This window comes from Pseudonocardia benzenivorans CB1190 (genome assembly GCF_000196675.2).
Taxonomy (GTDB): Bacteria; Actinomycetota; Actinomycetes; order Mycobacteriales; family Pseudonocardiaceae; genus Pseudonocardia; species Pseudonocardia benzenivorans.
The window spans coordinates 6,117,108-6,138,297 of record NC_015312.1 but is presented as its reverse complement, the minus strand read 5'-3'; the positions used below and the strand labels follow the sequence as shown (position 1 = coordinate 6,138,297).

Sequence of the window (21,190 nt, the reverse complement as noted above, 5' to 3'; positions counted from 1 at the left end):
CCCAACTCCGGGGCAGGTGGTCTCGAACGGGCAGCGCGCCCCGGGGAGGTGGCGGCGCTGGCACGGGCACCGCGTCGGGTGCGGAGGGATCGGTGCCGCCGCGAACTCGCGGCGGCACCAGCGGCACACGACCGGCGCCGGCGCGGCGGCCGCGGGCACGTCGAACAGGGTCACGGGCGCTCGCCCGCCGGCGTGGGCTGCCGCCCGGCGATCGCGTCGTCGAGCAGCTCGAGCACGAGACGCCACGCCCGCAGGCGGGCGGGCCACTGGTCGTCGACGTGGTCGCGGCAGAAGTAGCTGGGGTGCCAGCCGGCCGGGTCCGGGCCGAGCTCATGAGGCCGCGAGAGCCACTGCCAGCGGGGCATCGGGAGGCTCTCGACCCAGGCGGCCACCTCGGCCCGGCGCGGGTCGTCCCCGACGAGGCGGCTGAGATCGTCCCACGTGAGCAGGTGCCGCGGGGCGCGGTCCCACGCTCCCCAGCCCCACCACTCGGTGGCCCGCTGGTAGCGGAGACCGGCGTTTGAGACGCAGAACGCCCAGTCGCCGGCCGCGCGCGGGGACCGGCTGTCCGTCGGTCTCGGGTTCCGCAGCTCGACGATGACCTCGAGCGCGTCGGACATCGCGTCCCGCAGGCACACGAGGGCGTCGACGTGCGCGGCGGCGGGCTGGGTGCCGAACAGCTCGAGCTGGGCGGTCACACCGACCTCAGCCCGAGCCGGTCGGTGTGCACGGGGTAGAGCCGCCGTATCGACTCCTGGGCCCGGGCGGTGACGTCGATGTGGGCGTGGGACACGGTCCGGCGCACCGAGTCCTCCAGCGTGGAGTCGACGGCGTACGGGTCGGGGTCCGTGCCGTGGTAGCGCGGCCCCATCGCCTTGCCGTGGGCCTCGAACGTCATGCGGTGGCCGTCGACCTCGACGGTCAGCGTCACGGTCACTGGCAGGTGCTCATTCATCGGCACGTCAGGCCTCCTCGGTGTCGTTGCGGCCGTTCGGTTCGGCGGGGGCGTGGCGGGAGCTCCGGTCGGTCACCAGCGGCGGCGCGCCCGGGTCGTTGGCAGAGGCGGGCGGCGCGAGCGGCTGGTTGGCCCACGCGCCGGGCAGGTGGTAGCCGGGCGGGACACCGCCCAGGGTGCGTCGGGCGCGTTCCCGGGCGAGCTCGGCCCGCAGAGTCCGCACTTCCCGGGCGAGGAGTCGGGCGCACTCGTTCGGATCCGGGATCGCGACCCAGGACTCAGCCGCCGCGAGGGCCTCGTCGACGGTCACGTCGGTACGGCCGGGGGCTGCGGCGCACCAGCACCGAGCGCGGCGGACAGGGCGTCACGCAGCTGTCGGGCTCGGTCGGTGGTGACGTAGTCGTCGCCGATCCGGATCGTTGCTGCGCCGCTTCCCGTGGCGTCCCGCTCGACGTCGTGGCCCTTGCCGACGAGCCAGCCGACTCGACCGTCGTCTTCCCAGTCCGGCTCTGGCGCGGGTTCGGGGGCGCCCGCCATGGCTGCGAGTTCCACGACGGAGCCGTCGGACATCGTGACGTCCTCAACCTTCCGGGCGCGGTACAACCCCGGCATGGTTGACCGGACCTCCCCGTCGTCGTCGGGGGCGACGAGTAGCGGGCCGGGGACGAGCGTCAGGAAGTCGTGCCCGTCCCACCAGATGCGTGGGTGAGGCGGCAGGGCGGCGGCGGGTTCGGCGGCCGGGCCTGCAAGGCTCGCGGAGCCTCTGACCTGGGACGTAACGAACTCGGCGGCCGGGCCGCACGCCTCGGCGGAACCCAGCGCCGCGCGGTAGGCGTCGACCGCGCGCACCAGCTCGTTGTGCGACCACTTCCCGCCGATATCGACGTACTCCTCGGCGGCGTCGAGTACGGGGCGGGTGGCCTCCCGCTCGGCCAGCACGGCGGTGACGGCCTGCTCGAACCGGCGGTCGGACACGCGGATGCCGTGCTCGGCCATCGCCTGCAGCAGCGCGGCGGCCTCGTCCGGGGTAGAGGCAGTCATGCGGTGTGGCCGTTCGCGCGGCGGCGGGCCGTGCATGGCGGGCATGCGCACGGCTCGCCCTGGGCGACGGTGGCGGGCGTGGGCCGTGCGGGCCCGGGCGGCGTCGGTGGGGCCGGCTGCGGCGGCCGGGCGGGAAGGCCGGCCATGAGCATCGGGACGTAGATGCCGAGCTGGGCCAGCGCGCCTGCGGACGCCTGCATGACGGCGCTGGCGATCATCTCGGCACGGAGCCCCTCGCCGTCGAGCGTGATCATGGAGCGGTAGCTCGAGCCGTGCCCCGGCGGCACGAGGGACACGTAGACCTCGAAGCAGCCGTTGTTGTTGTCGTCGTCGTCGCCGCCGCCGCCTTCGCCGTCGTCGTCCGGGGTGATCGGTGTCGGCGGGACGGGCGGGGTCGGGTGGCTCGCGGGAGGTGTCTGGCCGCCGAGGCTGAGGCCCTCGGCGAGCTGCCTCGAGAACTTGAGGGCGTCGGCCTCGGTGAAGGGGCTGAAGGTCATCGGGTCTCTCCTGCGGGGACAGTGGTCGCGAGCTCGTGGAGCAGGCGGACGGTCGTGGCCGGCTCGGGCTGGCGGGTGTGGGCGATGACGAGGAGGCGCAGGCCGGGGGTCTCGGCGGCGTGGTCGCCGATCCGGGGGGCGAGCTTCGTCATCCAGTGCGCGTCGTCGTCGGGGACGAGGTCGAGGCCGATCGCGCCGCGGGCGCGGCGGGCGGGTCCGCGGGCGAGTGCGTCGGCGCAGACCTTGAGCAGCGGCCACAGGTTGTCGGAGTCGCGGTTGCGGTTGCGGCGGTCGGGGACCCAGACGAGCTCGACGGTGAGGTGCTCGGACTGCGGGATGGCGGCCGCGCGGGCGAGGTTCGCGACCGTGGTGAGGACGAAGTTGACCGACCGCTGGCGGATCGCGTTGTGGACGCGGGGGTTCGAGTGGAACGTCGAGCGCTGGTTGGCGTGGAGGACGTCCCAGATCTGGCGGCGGCCGCGCCAGTCGGGTTGGTCCCAGCGTGGGAGCTCGAGGCGGTGGGCGGTGGCGGTCACGCGGGGGACGCCGCTCTGTCGGCGCCGTCGGCCGTGTGGTGGCCGCCGTGCCCGAGGGCGAGCGTGCAGCGCACACCGGAGATGCCGATCAGCGCGCGGCACTTGGCCGGCGGGCCCGGGTTGAATCGGCATGACGAGTGGGGCTTTGCCTGTGCGGCCAGCATCCGCAGCACGCCGGCCGCGTACGCGAGCGCGGCGTCGGCCTCGGCCCGGGTCGCGTCGTCACCTCCGGCGCGCTCGCAGCGGTCGGCTGCTGCGAGAGCGACCTCCACTGGCGTCTGTGGAACCGGGGTCACCGGAGCTTCACCCCGAGCTGGTCCTCGTAGAGCCGCTGTTCCTTCTCCATCTCGTCGGCGAGTGCCGCGGTGTACTCCTCAATCGTGAAGATGCCCTTGGCGATCAGGAGCGATGCGATCGCCGCCTGCCCGACGAGGGCGCTGTTGACGCCGACGCGAAGGTGCTTGCGGCCCGTTGAGGTGCGGTCGTCGAGGTGCTCGGCGGGGACGCCCTCGCGATGCATCTCGGCGAGGACGCCGGTCTGCATGGCGTGCGCGGCTGCCTCGTAGCGGTCGGTGTCGTTCGTGCTCATCGTGTGGCCTTCCGGGTCTTGCGGGCCCAGCGCTCGGGGTGGGTGCAGGTGAGCCGGTGGTGGGTGCGGAGCTCCTGCCCGCGGTCGCGGGCGCCGGCGGCGGCCTGGGCGCCGAGGACGCCGGCGGCGGGGCGGCCGCGGTGGTCGGGGTGCCGGGCGTCGAGCAGGACGTTGCCGTTGTCGCTGGGCTTCGCGTCGACCGGCATCGGGTTGCCGTTGGCGGTGTAGGCCCAGATGATCGGCTGTCCGCACTCGTCGCACGGGCCGCTCTGCAGCGGTCGGTGGCGCTCGTTCGCGCTGGTCATGAGCGTGACCGCCGGGCCTCGGCCTTGGTGTAGAGGTGCAGCGGCAGGTTCGCGAACTCGTAGACACGGATGACGCCCGGCGTGGCGTGGAGGTCGAGCCGGACATCGCGGGCGGGCAGGGCCTCACGGACTCGCGCGGTGATGTCCTCGTCCGGCGTCACGATGACGCCGACCGTCTTGCTCAGGGCATCGAGCTGTGCCGTCCACTTCCCGACCTGACGTGGCTGCGTTGTCTCGATCATCAGGCGGTCTCCTCCGTGTCGGACTCGGTGTCCACAGGTTCGCCGCGGAGCTCGGCGACCAGGGCGTGGAGCTGGCCGACGGCGGTGCGGTGCTGGTGGATGTCGTTCTGAACGGTCGTGCGGCCGTCTGGGCCGCTGGTGACCCAGCCGAGGGTGAGGCGCTCGGTGCTGTCCTGGATGCGGCGGGCGACGTCGTCGAGGTCGGTCCGCGCGAGAAGGGTGAGGGGGCCGCGGTCGACGACGAGGTGGCGCCAGTGCTTGCCGCCGAACAGGTTGCCGCCGACGCCGGCCCAGGTCGCGCCGACGCGCTGCCAGGCGTGGCCGTCCTTGTCGAGGACGACGGCGCGGTCGGCGGGTTCGACGGGGACCTCGGCGATGATCTGGTAGCTCACGAGGTCTCCTCTGCGGCGGGGTCCTGGCGGTCCTGGTCGAAGATCGAGGGGTCGCGGTAGCCGGCGGGGTCGAGGTCGGGCCGGTTGAGCGGGTAGGCGATCTCGCGGCGGATGTGGTCGGCGAGGTGGCGGGCGCCGTTGGTGGCCAGCCGGCGGCGGGCGTCGGCGTGCTCGGCGATCTGGTCGGCCCAGACGGCCCAGCGGCGGAGGGTGTCGGTGCTGACGGGCTGCTCGCCGGGGACGTCGGGGTCGGGCTCCGGGGCGAGCTCGGGGGTGAGCGCGTCGAGGATGCGGCCGGCCATCGCGCGGCGGGACTCGAGGAGGGGCTCGACGACGCTGGGCTTGCCGGTGTGCTCGGCGCTGTCGGCGATGGTTCGGAGGTGGACGTGCGGGAGCTCGTGCCAGGGGCGGGTGGCGGAGTCGTCGCTGGCCGGGTAGGCAGCGTCGAGCAGGAGGTCGATGAGCCGAGCGCGCTCGGCTGCGGCCATCGCTGCGTCGACGGCGGCCTGGGTCTCGTCGAGCGCGCCGAGGATGCCGTTGATGAGCAACGAGTGCTGCTCGCTGTCGTCGGTCTGGTCGTTGAGCTGCTCGGGTCCGGCGGTCGAGGTGGTCACTGGGTGCCTCCCTGCCCTGACGTCGAGGCGCAGTTGTCGTAGGCCCAGCCCCGGTTCCTGGGGTGGGCCGCGGTGGGTCGGGTGTCGGTGGCGACTGCCGCGGTGAGTGCCATGGCGGCGAGTGCGGCGATGGGCAGGCCGACGAGGGCGAACGCGGCGAAGGCCGCGCCGCCGGCGACGAGGGCGACGTCGCGGGCGCTCAGCGTGCGCCGACGGCGCGCCGTGCGGTTCGACGTGCCCGGGCCCGGATGCGGGCGAGGTGCGCGGTCTGCCGGACCAGCGGGCGCCCGGTGCGGGGGTCGCGGCAGGTCACCGAGGGCGAGGCCTGGCAGTACTCGCAGGTCTCCTGCTCGGCCTCGGTGCGCTCGCACAGCCAGTCGAGGCGGGCTCGGTCGGCGAGTTCGGCGCGGGTCGGTCGGCGACGGCGGGGCATGGTCGTCACCTCCTGGGCGACGAGAACTGTGAACGGCGTACACAGTTTCGCACGTGGTCATCGGTGAGCGCCCTGCCTTTCGGTGGTGTTCGTGCTGGTGGGGGATGTGGACGGGGTCGAGACGGTCGGGTGGGTGCACCGGATCGCCGGGTCGGAGAGGGCGTGGCCGTCGGGGCCGAGGACCCAGCCGAGGTCGTCGCAGCCGCGGCAGCGGCGGCGTCGGCGGGCTTCGCCGCGGATGACCTCGGAGCGGCGGGCCTTGTGCTCGCGGCGGAGGCTGGCGCACTCGGGACACGACGGCGGGCGCTCGGAGGGAGCGAGGTCGGCGTGATCGAGGCAGCGAGGCGGGACGGTGCCGATCCGCTCAAGCTCGGCGGCGATGCCGGGCGCGGCGGAGTTGTCCACAGCGGCGGCCTGGTCGGCCTCGCGTACGCGCGCGCCCGCACGTACGGGCACTCCGGTACGGAAGGGGGAGGCATCTCGTACCCCCCTCTGGGAGGCATCTCGTACCCCCCTAGCCGGGTACGTCGTACCCCCCTTGTGGATGGCAGGGGGGCAGCTCGTACCCCCCTTGTCGTCGCTGGTGAGCGAGTTGTCCACAGGCTCGGCAGCGGCGTCGACCGCGGCGCTGGCGCCCTCGGCGTCGACGACGTCGTGCTGCGGGCTGTGCGCGTCGCTGAGCGTCTCGTCGGCCGTCCCCGTGCAGTCGGAGGCTCCGGGCGCCTGGGGCGTCAGGAGGGCCGTCAGGCCGCTCTCGAACGTCGGGAGGATGTAGGTGGTGCGGACGCCGGGGACGGCGAACATCGGGCGTCCGTCGCTGGAGGTGCGGCCCGGGAGCGGGACGCGGACCTCGAGGCCGCGGTCGCGGAGTCGGCGGATCGCCGAGCGCAGGCCGTGGATGGATAGGCCGGCTCGCTCGGCGAGCTCGTCGCGGCCGAGCGGGGGAGTGCGTCGGGTCTCGACGCGGGCCTGCTCGGCGATGGCGAGGAGCACTGCGCGCTCGCCGAGGCTCATGCGGGGCGCGTGGGCGTGGATCTCTGCCGTCAGCTGCCAGGCCATGGGCGGGGGGTCTCCTCTCTGGTCTCGTAGGGGAGCGCTCAGGAGGCGCTGTGTTCGGGCAGGCGGCGGCCCTGGCGGACGTGCAGGGGCAGCGCCCGCCAGGCCAGCAGCAGGGACGGAGGAGCGCCGCCGGGCAGCATCCCGGCGGCGACGGTGGCCAGGGCCCAGCCGGCGTCGGCGGGGTCGAGGTTGTGGACGAGCAGGATGTCCTCGGCCTCGGCTCGGATCAGCGCGCAGGACTCCTGGTCCTCGAGGTACACGGCGGCGGCCAGCTCGGTCGCGAGCGGGACGAGGGCGTCGGTGACGGGGTCGCCGGTCAGCGAGACGCCGCACTCGTCGACGGCCGTCACTCCGGGCCGTCCTCGAGCTCGTCGGCGCTGTCGTCGGCGCTGTCGTCGTCTCCCTCGACGCCGAGGTCGAGCTGCTGCCAGTCCTCGGTCTCTGTCGTTGCGTCGCCCTTCGGCGCCCAGCGTGGGTCGTCGAGGTCGGGCGGGTAGAGGTCGGACGTCGGGCGCTCCTGGTGCTCGACCGGGTCGTCGGTCCGGACCGTCATCAGGACGCCGCGGTAGGCCTCCCCCATCTGCACGAGGATCGGCACCCACTGGTGGGTGCGGTAGAGCCGGACCGGCTCGCCCCGGCGGTTCGCGACCGCGAGGAACGGTGCCAGCACCGACGGGCTGATGTCCGTGGCGGGAGTCGCGTCGACGAAGCGGCTGACGCCGGCGTCGACCTCGAGCTTCGTCGTGGGCTGCTCGATGTCGAGGTGCCGGTAGACGCCCCGCGCGGGGAAGTCGCCGGCGTCGCGCTCACCGAAGGCCAGAGACACGCCCTCGTCGATGAGGTTCGGATCCTCCCGGATGACGATCTCTCCGGCCGAGCGGACGATCTCGACGGCGTGGACGTCGTGCTTGTCCTTGCCCCGGGCGGCCTTGAACACGCTGACGACGTTCTTCGCGTCCCGGACCGACCACAGCGAGGGGCCGCTGAGCTGGCCCGAACACCAGGTGTAGGTGTGCCCGACGCAGTAGCGGTTCGTCGAGACGCCGGCGAAGAGCTCGACCTGGCCAGGCTCCGCGCCGTGGTGGCCGCGGGTCGTGTGCAGCAAGATCGCATTCAGCGTCGGCAGCTCGGGATCGTTGCCCGCGGTCCGGATGAGGTCCTGCAGCACCGCGATCAGCTGACTCGTCTTGATCCTCACCGGGCCTCCCGCTGCCACGCGCGAGCGGTGTCGAGGTCGATGCCGAGCTCCGCGGCGACGTGGTGCGCGCTGACGCCGGCGGCGAAGAGCTCGTCGGCGTCAGCGCGAGTCGGGTCGTCGAGCGCGAGCTGGCCCGACTCGAACTGCACGGCGAGCGGCGCGGGCGCCGGAGCGGCCGCGGAGGCCGCGGCCCCGAGCTCCAGGTCGGAGAGCTCGGGGCCGCGGTCGTCGGCGGGCGCGGTGGGGCTCGCTTCCGCCGACAGTGCCCGGTCGTCGACGTGGTCCACGGCGGTGGGAAGCCCCGCGGAGTCGGCGGCCGGACCGACGGGCCCGGAGGGGACGGGCCCGTCGTTGCTCACGAGCTGCGTGGCGCGCGCCTCGAGGGCTGCGCCGAGCTGTCGGACGAGTTCGTCGACGGCGGCCGCGGTGGCGGTGCTGACGACGGTGACGCTGAGGTGCCGGGGGCGGCAGCTGATCTGGACCTCGGAGCCGTCGTCGGCGACGACGCTCTCGACCTTCATCGGCCCGACGCGCGGTCGAACCGCCACGGGTCACCGGCCGACGTCGGGCGGGCCACCCCGCGGCTGAGAACACGCTCGAGCTGCTCGGCGTCGAGCCCGGTGTCACCGGCCGGGCGGGTCCGGGGCCGGTACGCGGGCATCGCGTGCGTGCGCTCCACCGGGGACTCGGGCGGCCCGGCGGCCCGGCGGGCCTCGGTGGTCGGGGCCTTCGTCTCCCCGGAGCTGTGCTGCCCGTCCTCGCTGCTGCGCGGGGCGCGGGGCCGGCGGGCGGGCGGCTCGTCGCGCTGGGCGCGGTCCACGCGGTGGAACGTGCGGACCTCGAGCGGAGACGGGTCGGCCGTGAACGGGGCCGCGGTGAGCGGCTCCTCGCCCGGGAGGGGCCGCGGGTCGGCGAGGAGCCGCATGATGTCCCCGGCGCGGCGGAGCGAGATCGAGACGCCGACGACGGTGAACAGCGCGGCGGCGACGAGGAAGCCGACGATCAGGCCGGCGACGAACGGGGCCATCAGGGTCTCCCGAGGGTGAGGGCCTCGCACACCGCGCCGATCGCGTGGTCGTGGAGGGCGTGAGCGGTGGGGCGGCGCGCGGACAGCCAGATCCGGCCGTCGAGCGGGCCGCCGATGACGCGGGTCTGGAAGATCAGCGGGGGCCGGTCCGGATCGGGTGTGGGGCGCAGGTCCTCACCGGCCCACTCGGTGCGCACCGTGATGCGGGCACCGCCGGTGTAGGCGCCGAAGAGGTGGGTCGCGACGATGACGCGGTAGTCGGCGTCCGCGACGAGCTCGAACCACTGCTCGCGGGTGAGCGGGCGGCCGTCGATGTCCCAGCGCTCGCCGGACCGGCGGCTGAACATGGCGCCTGCGGGGGTGTCGGGGACGACGACCGGGAGGCCGTGGGCCGGGGTCAGGATCGTCACCGGCCTGCCCCGATCACGATGAGCGCCATGCCGATCAAGCACAGCGCGGGCATCACGAGCGCCGTGGTGAGGCTCGCGGTGTCGACGAGCGCGGACAGCGCGCGAACGGCCAGGCTGCGGCGGACACGGCGGCGGAGCTGGATCGACTGCCGCGGTGCCCGCCGGTCGAGGCGGTGCTTGGGTGCCGGGGGCGCGAACACGGCGGTCATCGCGCGGTGTCCATGTCCGGAACGAAGCGGCTCGGGCGCTCGGCCCCACGCGGCCGGGTCGTGGCGAGGGTCGCAGGGGACTCGGTACCGATCAGCAGACCGATGTCGCGGCGACGGCCGAACCGCACCGTCCAGCCCTCGAGGTCGGCGCCGAGGTCGCCGCTGTGGCGGCGGGTGGTCTCGGCGCCGAGGGTGTGGGCCATCGCCAGGACCTGCCCGCGGGAGACGACGTCGTGCACACCGCCGGGCAGCTGCTGGAGGGAGTAGACCAGCGAGCGCGCGATCCGCGGGTACGCGCGGACAAGCACCGCGAGCTGGCTGAGCCCGTCCGCGAGGTCGTCGGCCAGGTCCTGCGCGGGGTCCTTGGCCGTCTCGGTCTTGGGCTGCGCGGTGTCGGGGGTGGGCAGTACCATCCGGGTGCATCCTTTCGACGGGATCTCCGGGGCCGCGCTACGCCAAGCGCGGCCCCGCTTCGTTTGCGGGGAGCGGACTTCAGCGGGCGCCGCGTATCTCCTCGCGAGGCTGATCTGCGGCGTCGACCGGCTCGATGAGCCGGGAGAGCGGGACCTGTAGGTGTGTCGCGACGCGGGCGAGCTCGTCGATCTCGAACGGCTTCGGGTCGCGCAACGAGAGGCGCCGGTGCGCCCAGCCCCGGTTCTCGCCGAGGGCCTCGGCCAGCTGTCGTGCGCTGAGCCCCGCCCTGGCGAGCTCGGCACGCACGTTCGCTGCGACCGAAGCGGCAGTGACGGTCTCATGCATTGGCGGAGAGTGTCACTCTCAGCCAAGCAGCGTCAACTCTATGTCCGGTGTGTCGCGCGTGTCGGCGTGTTGCCCGAGAGAACTGTTGTCACGCTCAGTGTGGCAACGTACGCTCTGTCTATGACCCAGGCCGTTGCCCAGACCGCCAGCACGGTGTCGTTTACTGACCTCGTTGCCGAGGAGCTCCGCGCACAGTTGGGCCGCAAGCGAGTCTCGGGACGCGAACTCGCTCGGCGCCTGAACGTCTCCAATCAGTGGACGTCGCAGCGCACGCGGGGTGTGGTCGCGCTCAACACGGCCGAGATGGAGGCGATCGCCAGCTGCCTCGGGATCACCGTCGGTGAGCTACTCGCCGGCGCGATCGCGCGCGCATCGGGGCCCTCTGATGGATCTTCGATTACGGCTCGATAACATCTGCGGCTCGATGCACCACGAAGGAGAGTGAAGGCACTCACTGTCGGTGATCAACGGGCGAGTTTTCGGTCGTCGTCGGCGTTGAGACGGGTGAGCGCACCGAACCGACGTGATCGCGAACAGGAGCCATGCGGTACCAGCAGTCCCCCTCCCCGAACCCCGATCCCGATCGGCAGCCCGCTCCCCGGTCTCGCCGACACCCCGACTCCCCGGCCCCGCCGCCCGCGCCCCCGCCCGTGACACCGTCCGGCGGGGCCCCGGTGACGCCGTACCCCGGGGGTGCGGCCGCGCCGGGTGGCGCGCACGCCGCGCGCCGCGGCCGGGTCGGTGTCCACACCCCGCCCGGCGGTCAGCCGCCCGCAGCCGACCACGCCGTGCCGCCGCAGGTGCGTCGCCACGTGGGTGGGCCCGTGGCGCCGTCGGGAGCCCCCGCAGGTCCATACGCTGGGGGAGCGACCCCGCTGCCGGGGATGCCGGCTCCGGGGCCGGGGGCGCCGTCGCAGTGGGGAGGAGTCCCGACCTCGCGTCCGGGGGTGCCGACCCCGACGCCGGGGGTGCCGACGCAGCAGGGTCCGCCGCCCGGGGGAGCGACGCAGTTCGCGCCCGGGCACGCGGGGCCGGGCGCCGTCCCGCCGCAGGCGGCGACGGCCCGGCACACCGCCGAGAGCGAGACCACCTCGACCGAGACGACCACGAAGACCGAGACCACCACGAAGACCGAGGGCTCGTCGGGCCTGCTCGCGGAGTACAACATCCCCAAGGTGGTCGCGGGTGGTGCCGCCGCGGCCACGACGGCCGTCGTGGGCTCCTACTTCGGTGTCGCGGGGACCGTCACCGGAGCGGCGCTCGCCGCCGTCGTCACCTCCGTCGCGACGACGACGTTCCAGCGCGGCCTCGACAGGACGACCCGCACCGTGCGCTCCCGCGTGGTCAAGCTCCGCCACGCCGACCCGGCCACCGCGGCGACGGCGGTCATGCCGGCCGTCGCGGCCGCTCGTGACGGTGCCACCGTCGCCGCTCCGGCCGGCTCCGACGAGCGGGCGACGGTGCTCGCCCCGCCCGTCGTGCCGCAGCGGCAGTCGCGGTTCACTCCCAAGCGGATCGCGATCACGACGGGCGTCGCCGTCCTCGCCTTTGTCATCGGGCTGTTCGTGGTGACGGGCATCGAGTGGATCAAGGGATCGCCGATCTCCGGCGGCGAGTCCGGCACGTCGGTCGGGCGGGTCCTGCACTCCGCCCCCACGACCGGGCCCACCGCCCCCGCGAGCGACGAGGACCCCACCGACGAGCGCTCGACGGCCACGACGCCGACCGAGTCGCCGACACCGTCGTCGCAGGCCCGGCAGCCGGGCGGCGCCGCCGACCGCACCAGCGCCCCGCCGACGACGTCCGGCTCGGCGCCGGCGACGCCCCGCGGCGGCCTGCTGCCGGGGCTCAGCGGCGCCGACCCCGACGCGGGGACCGGCGGCTCGGGATCGGGCTCGGGCACCGGGAACTGACGTGAGCGGGCCGGGCCGTGCGGACGGCCCGGCTCAGCCGCGGAGCCGGGACGAGAGCGACTGCGCGGCGGCGCGGGGGTCCTCCGCCTCCGTCAGCACCCGCACCACGACGATGCGCTCGGCGCCGGCCGCGAGCACCTCGTCGAGACGGTCGTGGTCGATGCCGCCGATGGCGAACCAGGGCCGCTCGGGCTTGCGGTCGGCGACGGTACGGACGAGCCCCAGCCCCGGCGCGGGACGGCCGGGCTTGGTGGGCGTGGGCCAGCAGGGACCGGCGCAGAAGTAGTCGACACCCGGCTCGGCGGCGGCCGTGGCGGTCTCGTCCGCGCTGTGGGCCGACCGGCCGACCACGACGTCGTCGCCGACGACGCGCCGCGCCCACTCGACGGGGAGGTCGTCCTGGCCGAGGTGCAGGACGTCGGCACCCGCGGCGAGGGCGACGTCGGCCCGGTCGTTGACGGCGAGCAGGGCGCCGTGGCGGGCGCACGCGTCGGCCAGGATCTCCAGCGCCGCGAGCTCCTCACGGGCCTCCAGCGGACCGTCGGAACCCTTGTCGCGCAGCTGGATCACGTCGACCCCGCCGGACAGCACCGCGTCGGCGAACTCGGCGAGGTCACCCCGCTCCCGGCGGGCGTCGGTGCAGAGGTAGAGGCGGGCGTCGGCGAGCCGCGCGCGCCGGGAGTCACCATCGGAGGACACGTCCGCGACCCTACGGCGTAAGGTTGGACGAAGGTGACGCACGGGAGCCCGGCACAGCGGGCTGAGAGGGGACGCGAACCGTCCCGACCGTCGAACCTGATCCGGGTCATGCCGGCGCAGGGAGCGGGGAGATGAGCACGAAGCACACACGACTGGTCGTCGTCGGTGGCGGCGTCATCGGTCTGAGCTGCGCCTGGCGCGCGGCGGCCGACGGGTTCGCGGTCACGCTGGTGGACGCGGCACCGGCCTCGGGTGCGTCCTGGGTCGCGGGCGGGATGCTCGCGCCGGTCACCGAGGCCTGGCCCGGCGAGGAGGCGCTGCTCGAGCTGGGCGTCGCGTCGGTGGCCCTGTGGCCGGAGTACGCGGCCCGGCTCGGCGAGGCGGCCGGACAGCCCGCGGGACTGCGGACCGAGGGCACGGTCGTCGCCGCGACCGGCAGCGGCGACCGCGCCGAGCTCGACGCGCTGGCCGCGCACCTGGGTCGGATCGGCCGTCCGGTCGAGCGGCTCGGCGGCCGTGAGCTGCGCCGGCTCGAACCCGCGATCGGCCCGGAGGTCCGCGGCGGTCTGTCGGTGCCCGACGACCTGGCCGTCGACAACCGGATGCTGCTGGCCGCGCTGCGAGCGGCGGCCGAGAAGGCGGGGGTGACGTTCGTCGCGCGCAACGCCGTCGCCGTGACCGGGACGACCGTGACGTGCGACGACGGCGAGGAGATCGCGGCCGACGCCGTGCTCGTCGCCGCGGGTGCGCGCTCGGCCGCGCTGCACCCCGCGCTCGACGGGCTCGTCCGCCCGGTCAAGGGCGAGATCCTGCGGCTCGCGCACCGACCCGGCGCGTTCCCGGCGCCCGTCCGGACGGTCCGTGCGCTCGTCGACGGCCGGCCGGTCTACGCCGTCCCGCGCGACGGTGGCGGGCTCGTCGTCGGCGCGACGCAGGCCGACGTCGGGTTCGACACCGAGCCCACCGTCGGCGGCGTGCGCGACCTGCTGCGCGACGTCGAACGGGTGCTCCCCGGCGTCGCCGAGTTCGCGCTGCTCGAGGTGGCGGCCGGGTTGCGTCCGGGAAGCCCGGACAACCTGCCGCTGATCGGCGGGCTCGGGCCGGACGGGCCGCTCGTCGCCACGGGCCACCACCGCAACGGCATCCTGCTCGCCCCGGTCACGGTCGAGGCGGTCCTCGCGCTGCTGCGCGGGGCACAGGTGCCCCCGGTGGCGCGGGTGGCCGACCCCGCCCGGCCGACGGCGCGCTCGACAGGACGGAGGGAGACCGCCCGATGAAGGTCTGGATCAACGGCGACGCCCACGAGCTCGCCGACGGCGCGGGCGTCGTCGCGGCGCTCGACGCCATCGGCGCGCCCCGCCAGGGGGTGGCCGTCGCCGTCGACGCCGAGGTGGTGCCGCGCGCGGAGTGGGACGCGACGGCGCTGACCGACGGCGCGCGTGTCGAGGTGCTCACGGCGGTGCAGGGAGGATGACGGGTGTGACCGAGGACCAGCTCGTGGTCGCGGGCCGCAAGATCGGCTCGCGACTGATCATGGGCACCGGTGGTGCCGGCAACCTGGAGATCCTGGAGCGCGCGCTCGTGGCGTCCGGCACGGCGCTGACGACGGTCGCCATGCGCCGCATCGACGCCACCACCGGCACCGGGGTGCTGGACCTGTTGCGCCACCTGGGGATCGAGGTCCTGCCCAACACCGCGGGCTGCCGGAGCGCCGCCGAGGCCGTCCTCACCGCGCGGCTGGCCCGCGAGGCGCTGGAGACCGACCTCGTGAAGCTGGAGGTCGTCGCCGACGAGCGGACATTGCTGCCCGACCCGATCGAGCTGCTCGACGCCGCCGAGCAGCTCGTCGACGACGGGTTCACCGTCCTGCCCTACACCAACGACGACCCGGTGCTGGCCCGGCGGCTCGAGTCCGTCGGCTGCGCGGCCGTCATGCCGCTGGGCTCCCCGATCGGCACCGGTCTGGGCATCCGCAACCCGCACAACATCGCGATGATCGTCGAGCAGGCCGGGGTGCCCGTCGTGCTCGACGCGGGCATCGGCACGGCGTCGGAGGCCGCGCAGGCGATGGAGCTGGGATGCGACGCCGTCCTGCTCGCCACGGCGGTGACCCGCGCGGGCGACCCGGAACGGATGGCGCACGCGATGCGGCTGGCAGTCGAGGCCGGGCGGGCTGCGCACGGCGCCGGGCGGATCCCGCGGCGCTACTGGGCGCAGGCATCGTCGCCGGATCTCGATCCGTCGAGCTGAGCCGCCCGCCCTGCGCTACCGGGCGGGTTCGACGCTCGCGCGGTGCCGGCGGGCCAGGATCCGGTAGGTCTCGGGGTTGGTGCGGACCCACCACGCGGCCGAGCCGGTCAGCGGTCCGCGCGGGGTCGCCGTGACGTCGCCGAGCACGAGCGTGCCGTCCTCGACGATCTTGTTCGGCGGGACGGTCGCGCCCGCGCCGACGAGGCAGCGGGCGCCGATGCGGGCGCCGTCCTGGATGGTCGCACCGTTGCCGACGACGGACTCCGGCCCGATGACGCAGCCGTGCACGACGCACAGGTGTCCGATGGTCGCGCCGGCGCCGACCTCGGTCGCGGGGTCGTCGCCGCCGTGCAGGACGGAGCCGTCCTGCACGTTCGCGCCCGCGCGGACGATGATCGGCCCGAGGTCGGCGCGGAGCACGGCGTTGTACCAGATCGACGCGTCGGCCTCGACGCGCACGTCGCCGACGAGGGTGGCGGTCGGAGCGATCCAGGCGTCGGGGTGCACGGTGGGCGAGACGCCCTCGAACGCGAACAGCGGCATGTCCCGAGCCTGCCCGATCACCGCGGGTGGTCCTCCGGTGGGACCGCCACCCGGTCGACGACGACCCCCGCCTCCTCGAGCGCGGCGACCTCGGCGGCGGGCGCGTCCTGCCGCCACCCGCAGGGGTGTTCGTCCCCGATGTCCGGCGTGCCGCGCTCCGGGGGACACGCCCGATCGGCCACCCTGGACGGGTGCGTCGCCTACCCGTCCGTCCTCTTCTGACCGTCCTGCTCGCGGCGGTCGTCGCCGGCACCGTCGCCGGCTGCACGGCCGACGGCAACGCCGACGACCGCGGCATCGCGACGGCCAGGCCCGCGCCACCGGCGGCGCCCGACCACTCGCAGCCGCTCCCCGCGACGCGCGCGGTGCCGGTCTACTACGCGGCCGACACCCCGTCCGGGCCCCGCCTGCAGCGTGAGTTCCACGCCCTCGCGACGATCGACGTCGGCTCGGCGGCGGTCCGGGAGATGCTCGGTGCCCGGCCGCTCGACGAGGACTACCGCACGCTCTGGCCCGGCACCGCGGCGCTGCGCTCGTCGGTGACGCGCGAGGGCGGGGCAATCGTCGTCGACCTCACCGGCGTGGGCCGCGACGCACCGGACCGGGCGACCGCGGCCCTGGCGCTGCAGCAGCTCGTCCTCACCGTCCAGGGCGCGCTGCAGTCGACCGACCCGGTGCGGGTCCTCGTCGACGGGCAGCGCACCGACCGGCTGTGGGGGCTCGTCGACGTCGGGACGCCCGTCGCGCGGGCGGACCAGACCGCCGTGCGCTCGCTCGTGCAGATCGACTCGCCCGCCGACGGGGCGACCGTCGGTCGCGACGTCGTCGTGACGGGCGAGGCAGCGGTGTTCGAGGCGACGCTGCCGTGGGAGGTCCGGCAGGGCGACCGCGTGGTGGCGTCGGGGGTCGCGACGACCGCGGAGGGGCAGCGGTTCAGCCCCTACCGCTTCACCGTCCGGCTCGAACCCGGGCAGTACGTGCTCGTGGTGACCGAGGACGACCCGTCGGGTGGTGCGGGCCGGCCGCCGTTCACCGACACCAAACGGATCACCGTCCGCTGAGCGGACGGTGATCCGGCGGCGCTCAGGCGCTGGCCACGGCCAGGTGGATCGGACCCTCGCGCTCGGCGAGACGGACGCCGCCGCCACCCCAGCGCTGGGCGATCATCTCCGCGGCGATCGAGACGGCCGTCTCCTCGGGGGTGCGCGCCCCGAGGTCGAGCCCGATAGGGCTCGACATCCGGGAGAGCTCCTCCTCGTTCAGGCCCGCCTCGCGGAGCCGCTCGAGCCGGTCGTCGTGGGTGCGCCGCGAGCCCATCGCGCCGATGTAGCCGACCTTGGGCAGCCGCAGCGCGACCTCGAGGACGGGCACGTCGAACTTGGGGTCGTGGGTGAGCACCGTGATGACTGTGCGCTCGTCGATCCGGCCCGCCTTCGCCTCGGCGGCCAGGTACCGGTGCGGCCACTCGACGACGACCTCGTTGGCACCCGGGAACCGGCTCGCGGTGGCGAACACCGGGCGGGCGTCGCACACCGTCACGCGGTAGCCGAGGAAGTTGCCCATCTTGGCGACGGCCGCCGCGAAGTCGATGGCGCCGAACACGATCATCCGCGGCGGCGGCGCGAACGACTCGACGAAGACGTCGAGACCCTCGCCGCGGCGCTGCCCGTCGACCCCGTAGTGCAGGGTGGCGTTGCGGCCCGCGGCGAGCAGGCCCCGCACGTCGTCGCGCACGGCCTCGTCGAGCCGCGTCGACCCGGTGGTGCCGTCGACCGAGTCGGGCCAGACGATCAGCCTGCGCCCCAACCGCTCCTCCGGTCCGGCGACGACGGTGGCCACGGCGACCGGCGACTCCTCCCGGATCGCGTCGGCGACCTTGCCGAGCTGCTCGTAGGTCTCGGGCGAGACCTTCTCGACGTAGATGTCGAGGATGCCGCCGCACGTCAGGCCCACGGAGAAGGCGTCGTCGTCGGAGACGCCGTAGCGCTGCAGCCGCGGCCGCCCGTCGGCGAGCACCTCGCCACCCAGCTCGTAGACCGCGCCCTCGACGCAGCCGCCCGAGACACTTCCGACGGCCTCGCCGGCAGGTCCCACCAGCATCGACGCGCCGGGTTGCCGCGGCGCGGACCGGAAGGTGCCGACGACCGTCGCCAGTGCGGCCTCCTGGCCGTTCTTCCACCAGCCCTCGAGCTGGTCGATCACGTCACGCATGCTTCACCACCTCGAGAAGACGCTCCAGCGTGCCCAGGCTGTGCCCGGCCAACAACTCGTCCAAGTACGGCAGAGCCGCGACTATTCCACCCTGGACCGGGGCGTAGCCGTCCTTGCCGGCGTGCGGGTTGACCCACACGACCTTGTGCGCGAGCCGGCTCAGCCGCTGCATCTGCTCGGCGAGGAGCGCGGTGTCGCCGCGCTCCCAGCCGTCGGAGAACACGACGACGACCGCGCGCCGCGCCGCCCCGCGCTGCCCCCAGCGGTCGACGAACGCCCGCAGCACCTCACCCAGCCGGGTCCCGCCCGACCAGTCAGGGATGGCCTTCCCCGCGGCGTGCAGCGCGTGCTCGGGATCGCGCATCCGCAGCTCGCGCGTGACCCGGGTGAGCCGGGTCCCCAGCGTGAACGCCTCGACCGAGCCGGGGGAGCGGCGGACGACGACGTGCGCGAACCGCAGCAGCGAGTCGGCGTAGGGCTCCATCGAGCCCGACACGTCGATGAGCATGACGACCTTGCGCGGCCGTTTGGACGCCGAGCGCAGGTACAGCTCGCGCAGCTCGCCGTGGTTGCGCAGGGCCGCGCGCAACGTGCGGCCGGGGTCGGGCACGCCATGGCGGCCCGGCCGCAGCCTGCGTGACGACCGGGTCGGGGGGTCGGGGCGCAGCGTCGCCAGCAGGGACCGCAGGTGCTGACGCTCCGCGGGGGTCATGTCACCGAGGTCGCGGTGGCGCAGCACCTCGGTGCCGCTCGCGGCGGCCTTGATCTGCGGACCGTCGTCGCCGGCCTCGTCGGTGCCCGGGTCCTGCGACGTCGACAGCGACGCCAGCTTCGGCGGGGGCGGGGGCCGCTCGTCGACGATCCGGGTGCGCCCGCCGCGCGGCGGGTCGAACCAGGCGTCGAACGCCATGTCGTAGCGCGGCAGGTCGTCCGGGTCGGAGCACAGCGTCAGCCGGCCCGCCCAGTACGTCTGCATCCGGCTGGTGACGTCGAGCTCGTCGACCGCGGAGAGGAAGGCCGCCACCCGGTCGGTCGTGATCGGCAGGCCGGCGTTGCGGAGCACGGCGGTGAAGCCGACCAGGCCCGGGATCGGGTCGGCGTCGGCTTCCTCGTCGGCGAGGGCCGGGGCACCGGGGTACATGGCGTTCGTGACCGCCCTCAGGACGCCAGCAGGGCGTCGAGGCGGTCCCGTACCCGGTCGGCGTCCTCGCGGTACTTCAGCACCGCGCCCAGCGTCGCCGCCGCGCTGTCGACGTCGAGGGTCGTCGCGCCGACGAGCTGCAGCGCCTGCGCCCAGTCGATCGACTCCGCGACGCCCGGCGGCTTGAGCAGCTCGGCATTGCGCAGCTTGGCGACGGTCGTCGCGACCTGGGTGGCGAGCCGCTCGGGCACCTCCGGCAGCCGGCTGCGCAGGATGGCGATCTCGCGCTGCACGTTCGGGTGGTCGAGCCACAGGTAGAGGCACCGGCGCTTGAGCGCGTCGTGCACCTCGCGGGTGCGGTTGGAGGTGAGGACGACCAGCGGCGGGGTCGCGGCGCGGATCTCGCCCAGCTCGGGGATGGTGACGGCGTGCTCGGTGAGCACCTCGAGCAGGAAGGCCTCGAACTCGTCGTCGGCGCGGTCGACCTCGTCGACGAGCAGCACGCTCGGCGTCGTGGTCAGGGCCCGCAGGATGGGGCGGGCCAGGAGGAAGCGCCGGTCGTAGAGGGAGGCCTCGACCTCGTCGGCGTCGAGGGTCGACCCGTCGACACCCGCGGCCGCCTCCAGCGCGCGCAGGTGCAGCAGCTGGCGGGGGAAGTCCCAGTCGTAGAGGGCCTGGCTCGCGTCGATGCCGTCGTGGCACTGCAGCCGGATCAGCTCGGCGCCGAGCACCTGGGCCATCGCCTGGGCCAGCGCCGTCTTCCCGGTCCCTGGTTCGCCCTCGCAGAACAGGGGCCGTCCCATGCGCATCGCGAGGAACGCGGCGGTCGCGAGGCCGTCGTCGGGCAGGTACCCCGTGGCTCGGAGTGCCTCGGTCAGTTCCGCGGGCGAGGCGGGCACCGGGGGGAGCGTGGCCGTCACGACCGGGCCCCCGGCGTCGGCGGCCCGGAGTGGGCGGTACGTCGGTTCACCCTTCCAGCATGGCCCACGCGCAGGCCCGGGGCCAGGTGTGACGGTCGCCGCTGCACAGCACAGCGTGGTCGTCCCGTCACGGATCGTCGAGCAGGACGATGTGATCGGATCGACAACATTTCCGATTCGGTTCTAATGTTTCGAGCGTGATCGTTTCGTGATACGACCCCCCTGACCTGCCGTTACTCGACCGTCGGCAAGTATTCATCAGACGTTACCGTGACGATGGTCACTCAGGTTCGATTTGGCCAGATCCGGAACCGGAAACGTAGCGTTCTCGCTCGGTCGTTCCGGAAGGCGCGGCCGAATACATCCGGAACCGCCGCTCCCGGCTCCCTGTCCCGCGGTTTCCGGTCCGTCGAGTGGAAAAGACGGGGCAGGGCGAGGAAGCAATTTCCGGAACGCAAGCAATTGTGTTCCGGGGCACGGACGGCACCCCCACCGTCCACGGGCACCCCCTGCCCGGCCCCGCGGAATTCCTCGGGAAGCGGTAGGAGAGCAACGACATGACGCTCGTCTCCAAACGGAGCCTCGCGCGCCTGCTGGTCGCCGGCGTGATCGCCGTCGGTGCGCCGGTTGCGGTCGCCGGGACGGCCAACGCCGCCCCCGCCGACGCATGGGACCGCCTGGCGCAGTGCGAGAGCGGCGGCAACTGGGCCATCAACACCGGCAACGGTTTCTACGGTGGCCTGCAGTTCACCCTGAGCACCTGGAAGGCCTACGGCGGCACCGGTTCGCCGCAGAACGCCTCCCGCGCCCAGCAGATCGCGGTCGCCGAGCGCGTCCTGGCCGGTCAGGGCTGGGGTGCGTGGCCCGCGTGCTCGCGCAAGCTCGGCCTGTCCGGCAGCGTGCCGAAGCAGGCGCCGGTCGTGACCGAGCGCGCCTCGGCGCCGACGAAGCCCGCCGCCCCCGCCAAGCCGGCCGCTCCCGCGAAGCCCGCCGCGCCGGTCGCCCCGGCCGCCCCGGGCACGACCTACACGGTCGTCGCGGGCGACACCCTGTCGAAGATCGCGCAGGCCCACGGCACGAACTGGCAGGCGCTGTTCGACAAGAACCGCGCTGTGGTCAGCGACCCCAACCTGATCCACATCGGTCAGGTCCTGGCCGTCGCCTGAGCACGCGGGCCGTCGCGCCCGCGCCCGCGGCACCGCCCCCGAGGCGGCCGCGGGCGCGGCGTGACGGCCCGACGCTCGTTG

The 21,190-nt window shown here is 74.4% G+C and carries 35 protein-coding genes and 1 riboswitch; of the genes, 7 read left to right on the top strand and 28 right to left on the bottom strand.

What is annotated here, in order from left to right:
- Positions 1-170: 170 nt before the first annotated feature.
- The 22 genes from PSED_RS28990 to PSED_RS28885 form a co-directional block, all read right to left on the bottom strand.
- Positions 171-698, bottom strand: coding sequence for a hypothetical protein (locus tag PSED_RS28990; protein WP_013677794.1), 528 nt, complete (start codon positions 696-698; stop codon positions 171-173).
- Positions 695-937 (bottom strand): hypothetical protein, encoded by a 243-nt coding sequence (locus PSED_RS28985; RefSeq protein ID WP_041760120.1) that lies wholly within the window; start codon positions 935-937, stop codon positions 695-697. The genes PSED_RS28990 and PSED_RS28985 overlap by 4 nt, the downstream gene beginning before the upstream one ends.
- A 25-nt stretch (positions 938-962) precedes the next feature.
- A complete protein-coding gene (locus PSED_RS28980; RefSeq protein WP_013677792.1) occupies positions 963-1,265 on the bottom strand; it encodes a hypothetical protein in 303 nt (100 codons plus the stop codon).
- Positions 1,262-1,996: a hypothetical protein gene (locus PSED_RS28975; protein WP_013677791.1), complete on the bottom strand. Its 735-nt coding sequence runs from the start codon at positions 1,994-1,996 to the stop codon at positions 1,262-1,264. The genes PSED_RS28980 and PSED_RS28975 overlap by 4 nt, the downstream gene beginning before the upstream one ends.
- Positions 1,993-2,493, bottom strand: a complete 501-nt coding sequence (locus PSED_RS28970; protein ID WP_013677790.1) for a hypothetical protein — start codon at positions 2,491-2,493, stop codon at positions 1,993-1,995. The genes PSED_RS28975 and PSED_RS28970 overlap by 4 nt, the downstream gene beginning before the upstream one ends.
- Positions 2,490-3,029, bottom strand: coding sequence for a hypothetical protein (locus PSED_RS28965; RefSeq protein WP_013677789.1), 540 nt, complete (start codon positions 3,027-3,029; stop codon positions 2,490-2,492). Before PSED_RS28965 ends, PSED_RS28970 begins: the two co-directional genes overlap by 4 nt.
- Positions 3,026-3,301 carry a hypothetical protein gene (locus PSED_RS28960; RefSeq protein ID WP_041760116.1) on the bottom strand — a complete coding sequence of 92 codons (276 nt, stop codon included), beginning with the start codon at positions 3,299-3,301 and terminating at the stop codon, positions 3,026-3,028. Before PSED_RS28960 ends, PSED_RS28965 begins: the two co-directional genes overlap by 4 nt.
- 20 nt (positions 3,302-3,321) lie before the next feature.
- Entirely contained in the window at positions 3,322-3,618 is a 297-nt protein-coding gene (locus PSED_RS28955; protein WP_013677787.1) for a hypothetical protein, read from the bottom strand.
- Positions 3,615-3,923: a hypothetical protein gene (locus PSED_RS35415; RefSeq protein WP_013677786.1), complete on the bottom strand. Its 309-nt coding sequence runs from the start codon at positions 3,921-3,923 to the stop codon at positions 3,615-3,617. Before PSED_RS35415 ends, PSED_RS28955 begins: the two co-directional genes overlap by 4 nt.
- Entirely contained in the window at positions 3,920-4,165 is a 246-nt protein-coding gene (locus PSED_RS28945; protein WP_013677785.1) for a hypothetical protein, read from the bottom strand. Before PSED_RS28945 ends, PSED_RS35415 begins: the two co-directional genes overlap by 4 nt.
- A complete protein-coding gene (locus PSED_RS28940; protein ID WP_013677784.1) occupies positions 4,165-4,557 on the bottom strand; it encodes a hypothetical protein in 393 nt (130 codons plus the stop codon). The genes PSED_RS28945 and PSED_RS28940 overlap by 1 nt, the downstream gene beginning before the upstream one ends.
- Positions 4,554-5,171, bottom strand: coding sequence for a hypothetical protein (locus PSED_RS28935; protein ID WP_013677783.1), 618 nt, complete (start codon positions 5,169-5,171; stop codon positions 4,554-4,556). Before PSED_RS28935 ends, PSED_RS28940 begins: the two co-directional genes overlap by 4 nt.
- 199 nt (positions 5,172-5,370) lie before the next feature.
- Positions 5,371-5,604, bottom strand: coding sequence for a hypothetical protein (locus PSED_RS28930; RefSeq protein ID WP_013677782.1), 234 nt, complete (start codon positions 5,602-5,604; stop codon positions 5,371-5,373).
- Between the two features lie 57 nt (positions 5,605-5,661).
- Positions 5,662-6,663, bottom strand: a complete 1,002-nt coding sequence (locus PSED_RS28925) for a helix-turn-helix domain-containing protein (RefSeq protein WP_013677781.1) — start codon at positions 6,661-6,663, stop codon at positions 5,662-5,664.
- Positions 6,664-6,701: 38 nt separating this feature from the next.
- Entirely contained in the window at positions 6,702-7,013 is a 312-nt protein-coding gene (locus PSED_RS28920; protein ID WP_013677780.1) for a hypothetical protein, read from the bottom strand.
- The gene (locus PSED_RS28915) at positions 7,010-7,861 is read right to left on the bottom strand and encodes a hypothetical protein (RefSeq protein ID WP_013677779.1); all 852 of its coding nucleotides are present in this window, start codon (positions 7,859-7,861) and stop codon (positions 7,010-7,012) included. The genes PSED_RS28920 and PSED_RS28915 overlap by 4 nt, the downstream gene beginning before the upstream one ends.
- Positions 7,858-8,382: a hypothetical protein gene (locus PSED_RS28910; RefSeq protein ID WP_013677778.1), complete on the bottom strand. Its 525-nt coding sequence runs from the start codon at positions 8,380-8,382 to the stop codon at positions 7,858-7,860. The genes PSED_RS28915 and PSED_RS28910 overlap by 4 nt, the downstream gene beginning before the upstream one ends.
- Positions 8,379-8,888 carry a hypothetical protein gene (locus PSED_RS28905; RefSeq protein WP_013677777.1) on the bottom strand — a complete coding sequence of 170 codons (510 nt, stop codon included), beginning with the start codon at positions 8,886-8,888 and terminating at the stop codon, positions 8,379-8,381. Before PSED_RS28905 ends, PSED_RS28910 begins: the two co-directional genes overlap by 4 nt.
- Positions 8,888-9,298, bottom strand: a complete 411-nt coding sequence (locus tag PSED_RS28900) for a hypothetical protein (RefSeq protein ID WP_013677776.1) — start codon at positions 9,296-9,298, stop codon at positions 8,888-8,890. Before PSED_RS28900 ends, PSED_RS28905 begins: the two co-directional genes overlap by 1 nt.
- Positions 9,295-9,507, bottom strand: a complete 213-nt coding sequence (locus tag PSED_RS28895; RefSeq protein WP_013677775.1) for a hypothetical protein — start codon at positions 9,505-9,507, stop codon at positions 9,295-9,297. Before PSED_RS28895 ends, PSED_RS28900 begins: the two co-directional genes overlap by 4 nt.
- Positions 9,504-9,920 carry a hypothetical protein gene (locus tag PSED_RS28890; protein WP_013677774.1) on the bottom strand — a complete coding sequence of 139 codons (417 nt, stop codon included), beginning with the start codon at positions 9,918-9,920 and terminating at the stop codon, positions 9,504-9,506. The genes PSED_RS28895 and PSED_RS28890 overlap by 4 nt, the downstream gene beginning before the upstream one ends.
- 79 nt (positions 9,921-9,999) lie before the next feature.
- On the bottom strand, positions 10,000-10,266 hold the full coding sequence (locus PSED_RS28885; protein ID WP_013677773.1) for a hypothetical protein: 267 nt from the start codon (positions 10,264-10,266) through the stop codon (positions 10,000-10,002).
- 120 nt (positions 10,267-10,386) lie between these two features.
- Between PSED_RS28885 and PSED_RS28880 the strand changes: the two genes are divergently transcribed.
- Positions 10,387-10,677, top strand: a complete 291-nt coding sequence (locus tag PSED_RS28880) for a helix-turn-helix domain-containing protein (RefSeq protein WP_041760106.1) — start codon at positions 10,387-10,389, stop codon at positions 10,675-10,677.
- Positions 10,678-11,213: 536 nt separating this feature from the next.
- Positions 11,214-12,179 carry a GumC domain-containing protein gene (locus PSED_RS28875; protein WP_041760103.1) on the top strand — a complete coding sequence of 322 codons (966 nt, stop codon included), beginning with the start codon at positions 11,214-11,216 and terminating at the stop codon, positions 12,177-12,179.
- A gap of 33 nt (positions 12,180-12,212) precedes the next feature.
- Here the strand turns inward: PSED_RS28875 and thiE are convergent, their stop codons facing one another.
- The gene (gene thiE, locus PSED_RS28870; RefSeq protein WP_013677771.1) at positions 12,213-12,878 is read right to left on the bottom strand and encodes a thiamine phosphate synthase; all 666 of its coding nucleotides are present in this window, start codon (positions 12,876-12,878) and stop codon (positions 12,213-12,215) included.
- A 30-nt stretch (positions 12,879-12,908) separates the two neighbouring features.
- Positions 12,909-13,018, top strand: a riboswitch (TPP riboswitch).
- On the opposite strand from thiE, the gene thiO reads away from it, so the two are divergent.
- The 3 genes from thiO (at position 13,010) to thiG (ending at position 15,128) form a co-directional block, all read left to right on the top strand.
- On the top strand, positions 13,010-14,155 hold the full coding sequence (thiO, locus tag PSED_RS28865; protein WP_013677770.1) for a glycine oxidase ThiO: 1,146 nt from the start codon (positions 13,010-13,012) through the stop codon (positions 14,153-14,155). It overlaps the preceding riboswitch by 9 nt.
- Positions 14,152-14,352, top strand: a complete 201-nt coding sequence (thiS, locus tag PSED_RS28860; protein WP_013677769.1) for a sulfur carrier protein ThiS — start codon at positions 14,152-14,154, stop codon at positions 14,350-14,352. Before thiO ends, thiS begins: the two co-directional genes overlap by 4 nt.
- Positions 14,349-15,128, top strand: coding sequence for a thiazole synthase (gene thiG / locus PSED_RS28855; protein WP_041760101.1), 780 nt, complete (start codon positions 14,349-14,351; stop codon positions 15,126-15,128). The genes thiS and thiG overlap by 4 nt, the downstream gene beginning before the upstream one ends.
- 15 nt (positions 15,129-15,143) lie before the next feature.
- Here thiG and PSED_RS28850 read toward each other — a convergent pair whose 3' ends face one another.
- A complete protein-coding gene (locus PSED_RS28850) occupies positions 15,144-15,671 on the bottom strand; it encodes a gamma carbonic anhydrase family protein (protein ID WP_041762712.1) in 528 nt (175 codons plus the stop codon).
- A gap of 17 nt (positions 15,672-15,688) precedes the next feature.
- The gene (locus PSED_RS28845; RefSeq protein ID WP_158511344.1) at positions 15,689-15,853 is read right to left on the bottom strand and encodes a hypothetical protein; all 165 of its coding nucleotides are present in this window, start codon (positions 15,851-15,853) and stop codon (positions 15,689-15,691) included.
- 9 nt (positions 15,854-15,862) lie between these two features.
- On the opposite strand from PSED_RS28845, the gene PSED_RS28840 reads away from it, so the two are divergent.
- Positions 15,863-16,732, top strand: coding sequence for a Gmad2 immunoglobulin-like domain-containing protein (locus tag PSED_RS28840; protein WP_041760099.1), 870 nt, complete (start codon positions 15,863-15,865; stop codon positions 16,730-16,732).
- Between the two features lie 22 nt (positions 16,733-16,754).
- Here PSED_RS28840 and PSED_RS28835 read toward each other — a convergent pair whose 3' ends face one another.
- Genes PSED_RS28835 through PSED_RS28825 form a run of 3 tightly spaced genes read right to left on the bottom strand, consistent with a single transcriptional unit; the run spans position 16,755 to position 19,943 of the window.
- Positions 16,755-17,882, bottom strand: coding sequence for an XdhC family protein (locus PSED_RS28835; RefSeq protein WP_013677765.1), 1,128 nt, complete (start codon positions 17,880-17,882; stop codon positions 16,755-16,757).
- Positions 17,875-19,023: a vWA domain-containing protein gene (locus PSED_RS28830; RefSeq protein WP_013677764.1), complete on the bottom strand. Its 1,149-nt coding sequence runs from the start codon at positions 19,021-19,023 to the stop codon at positions 17,875-17,877. The genes PSED_RS28835 and PSED_RS28830 overlap by 8 nt, the downstream gene beginning before the upstream one ends.
- Before the next feature lie 17 nt (positions 19,024-19,040).
- Entirely contained in the window at positions 19,041-19,943 is a 903-nt protein-coding gene (locus PSED_RS28825) for an AAA family ATPase (RefSeq protein WP_013677763.1), read from the bottom strand.
- A gap of 557 nt (positions 19,944-20,500) precedes the next feature.
- On the opposite strand from PSED_RS28825, the gene PSED_RS28820 reads away from it, so the two are divergent.
- Positions 20,501-21,109 carry a LysM peptidoglycan-binding domain-containing protein gene (locus PSED_RS28820; protein WP_013677762.1) on the top strand — a complete coding sequence of 203 codons (609 nt, stop codon included), beginning with the start codon at positions 20,501-20,503 and terminating at the stop codon, positions 21,107-21,109.
- The last annotated feature ends 81 nt before the right edge of the window (positions 21,110-21,190 follow it).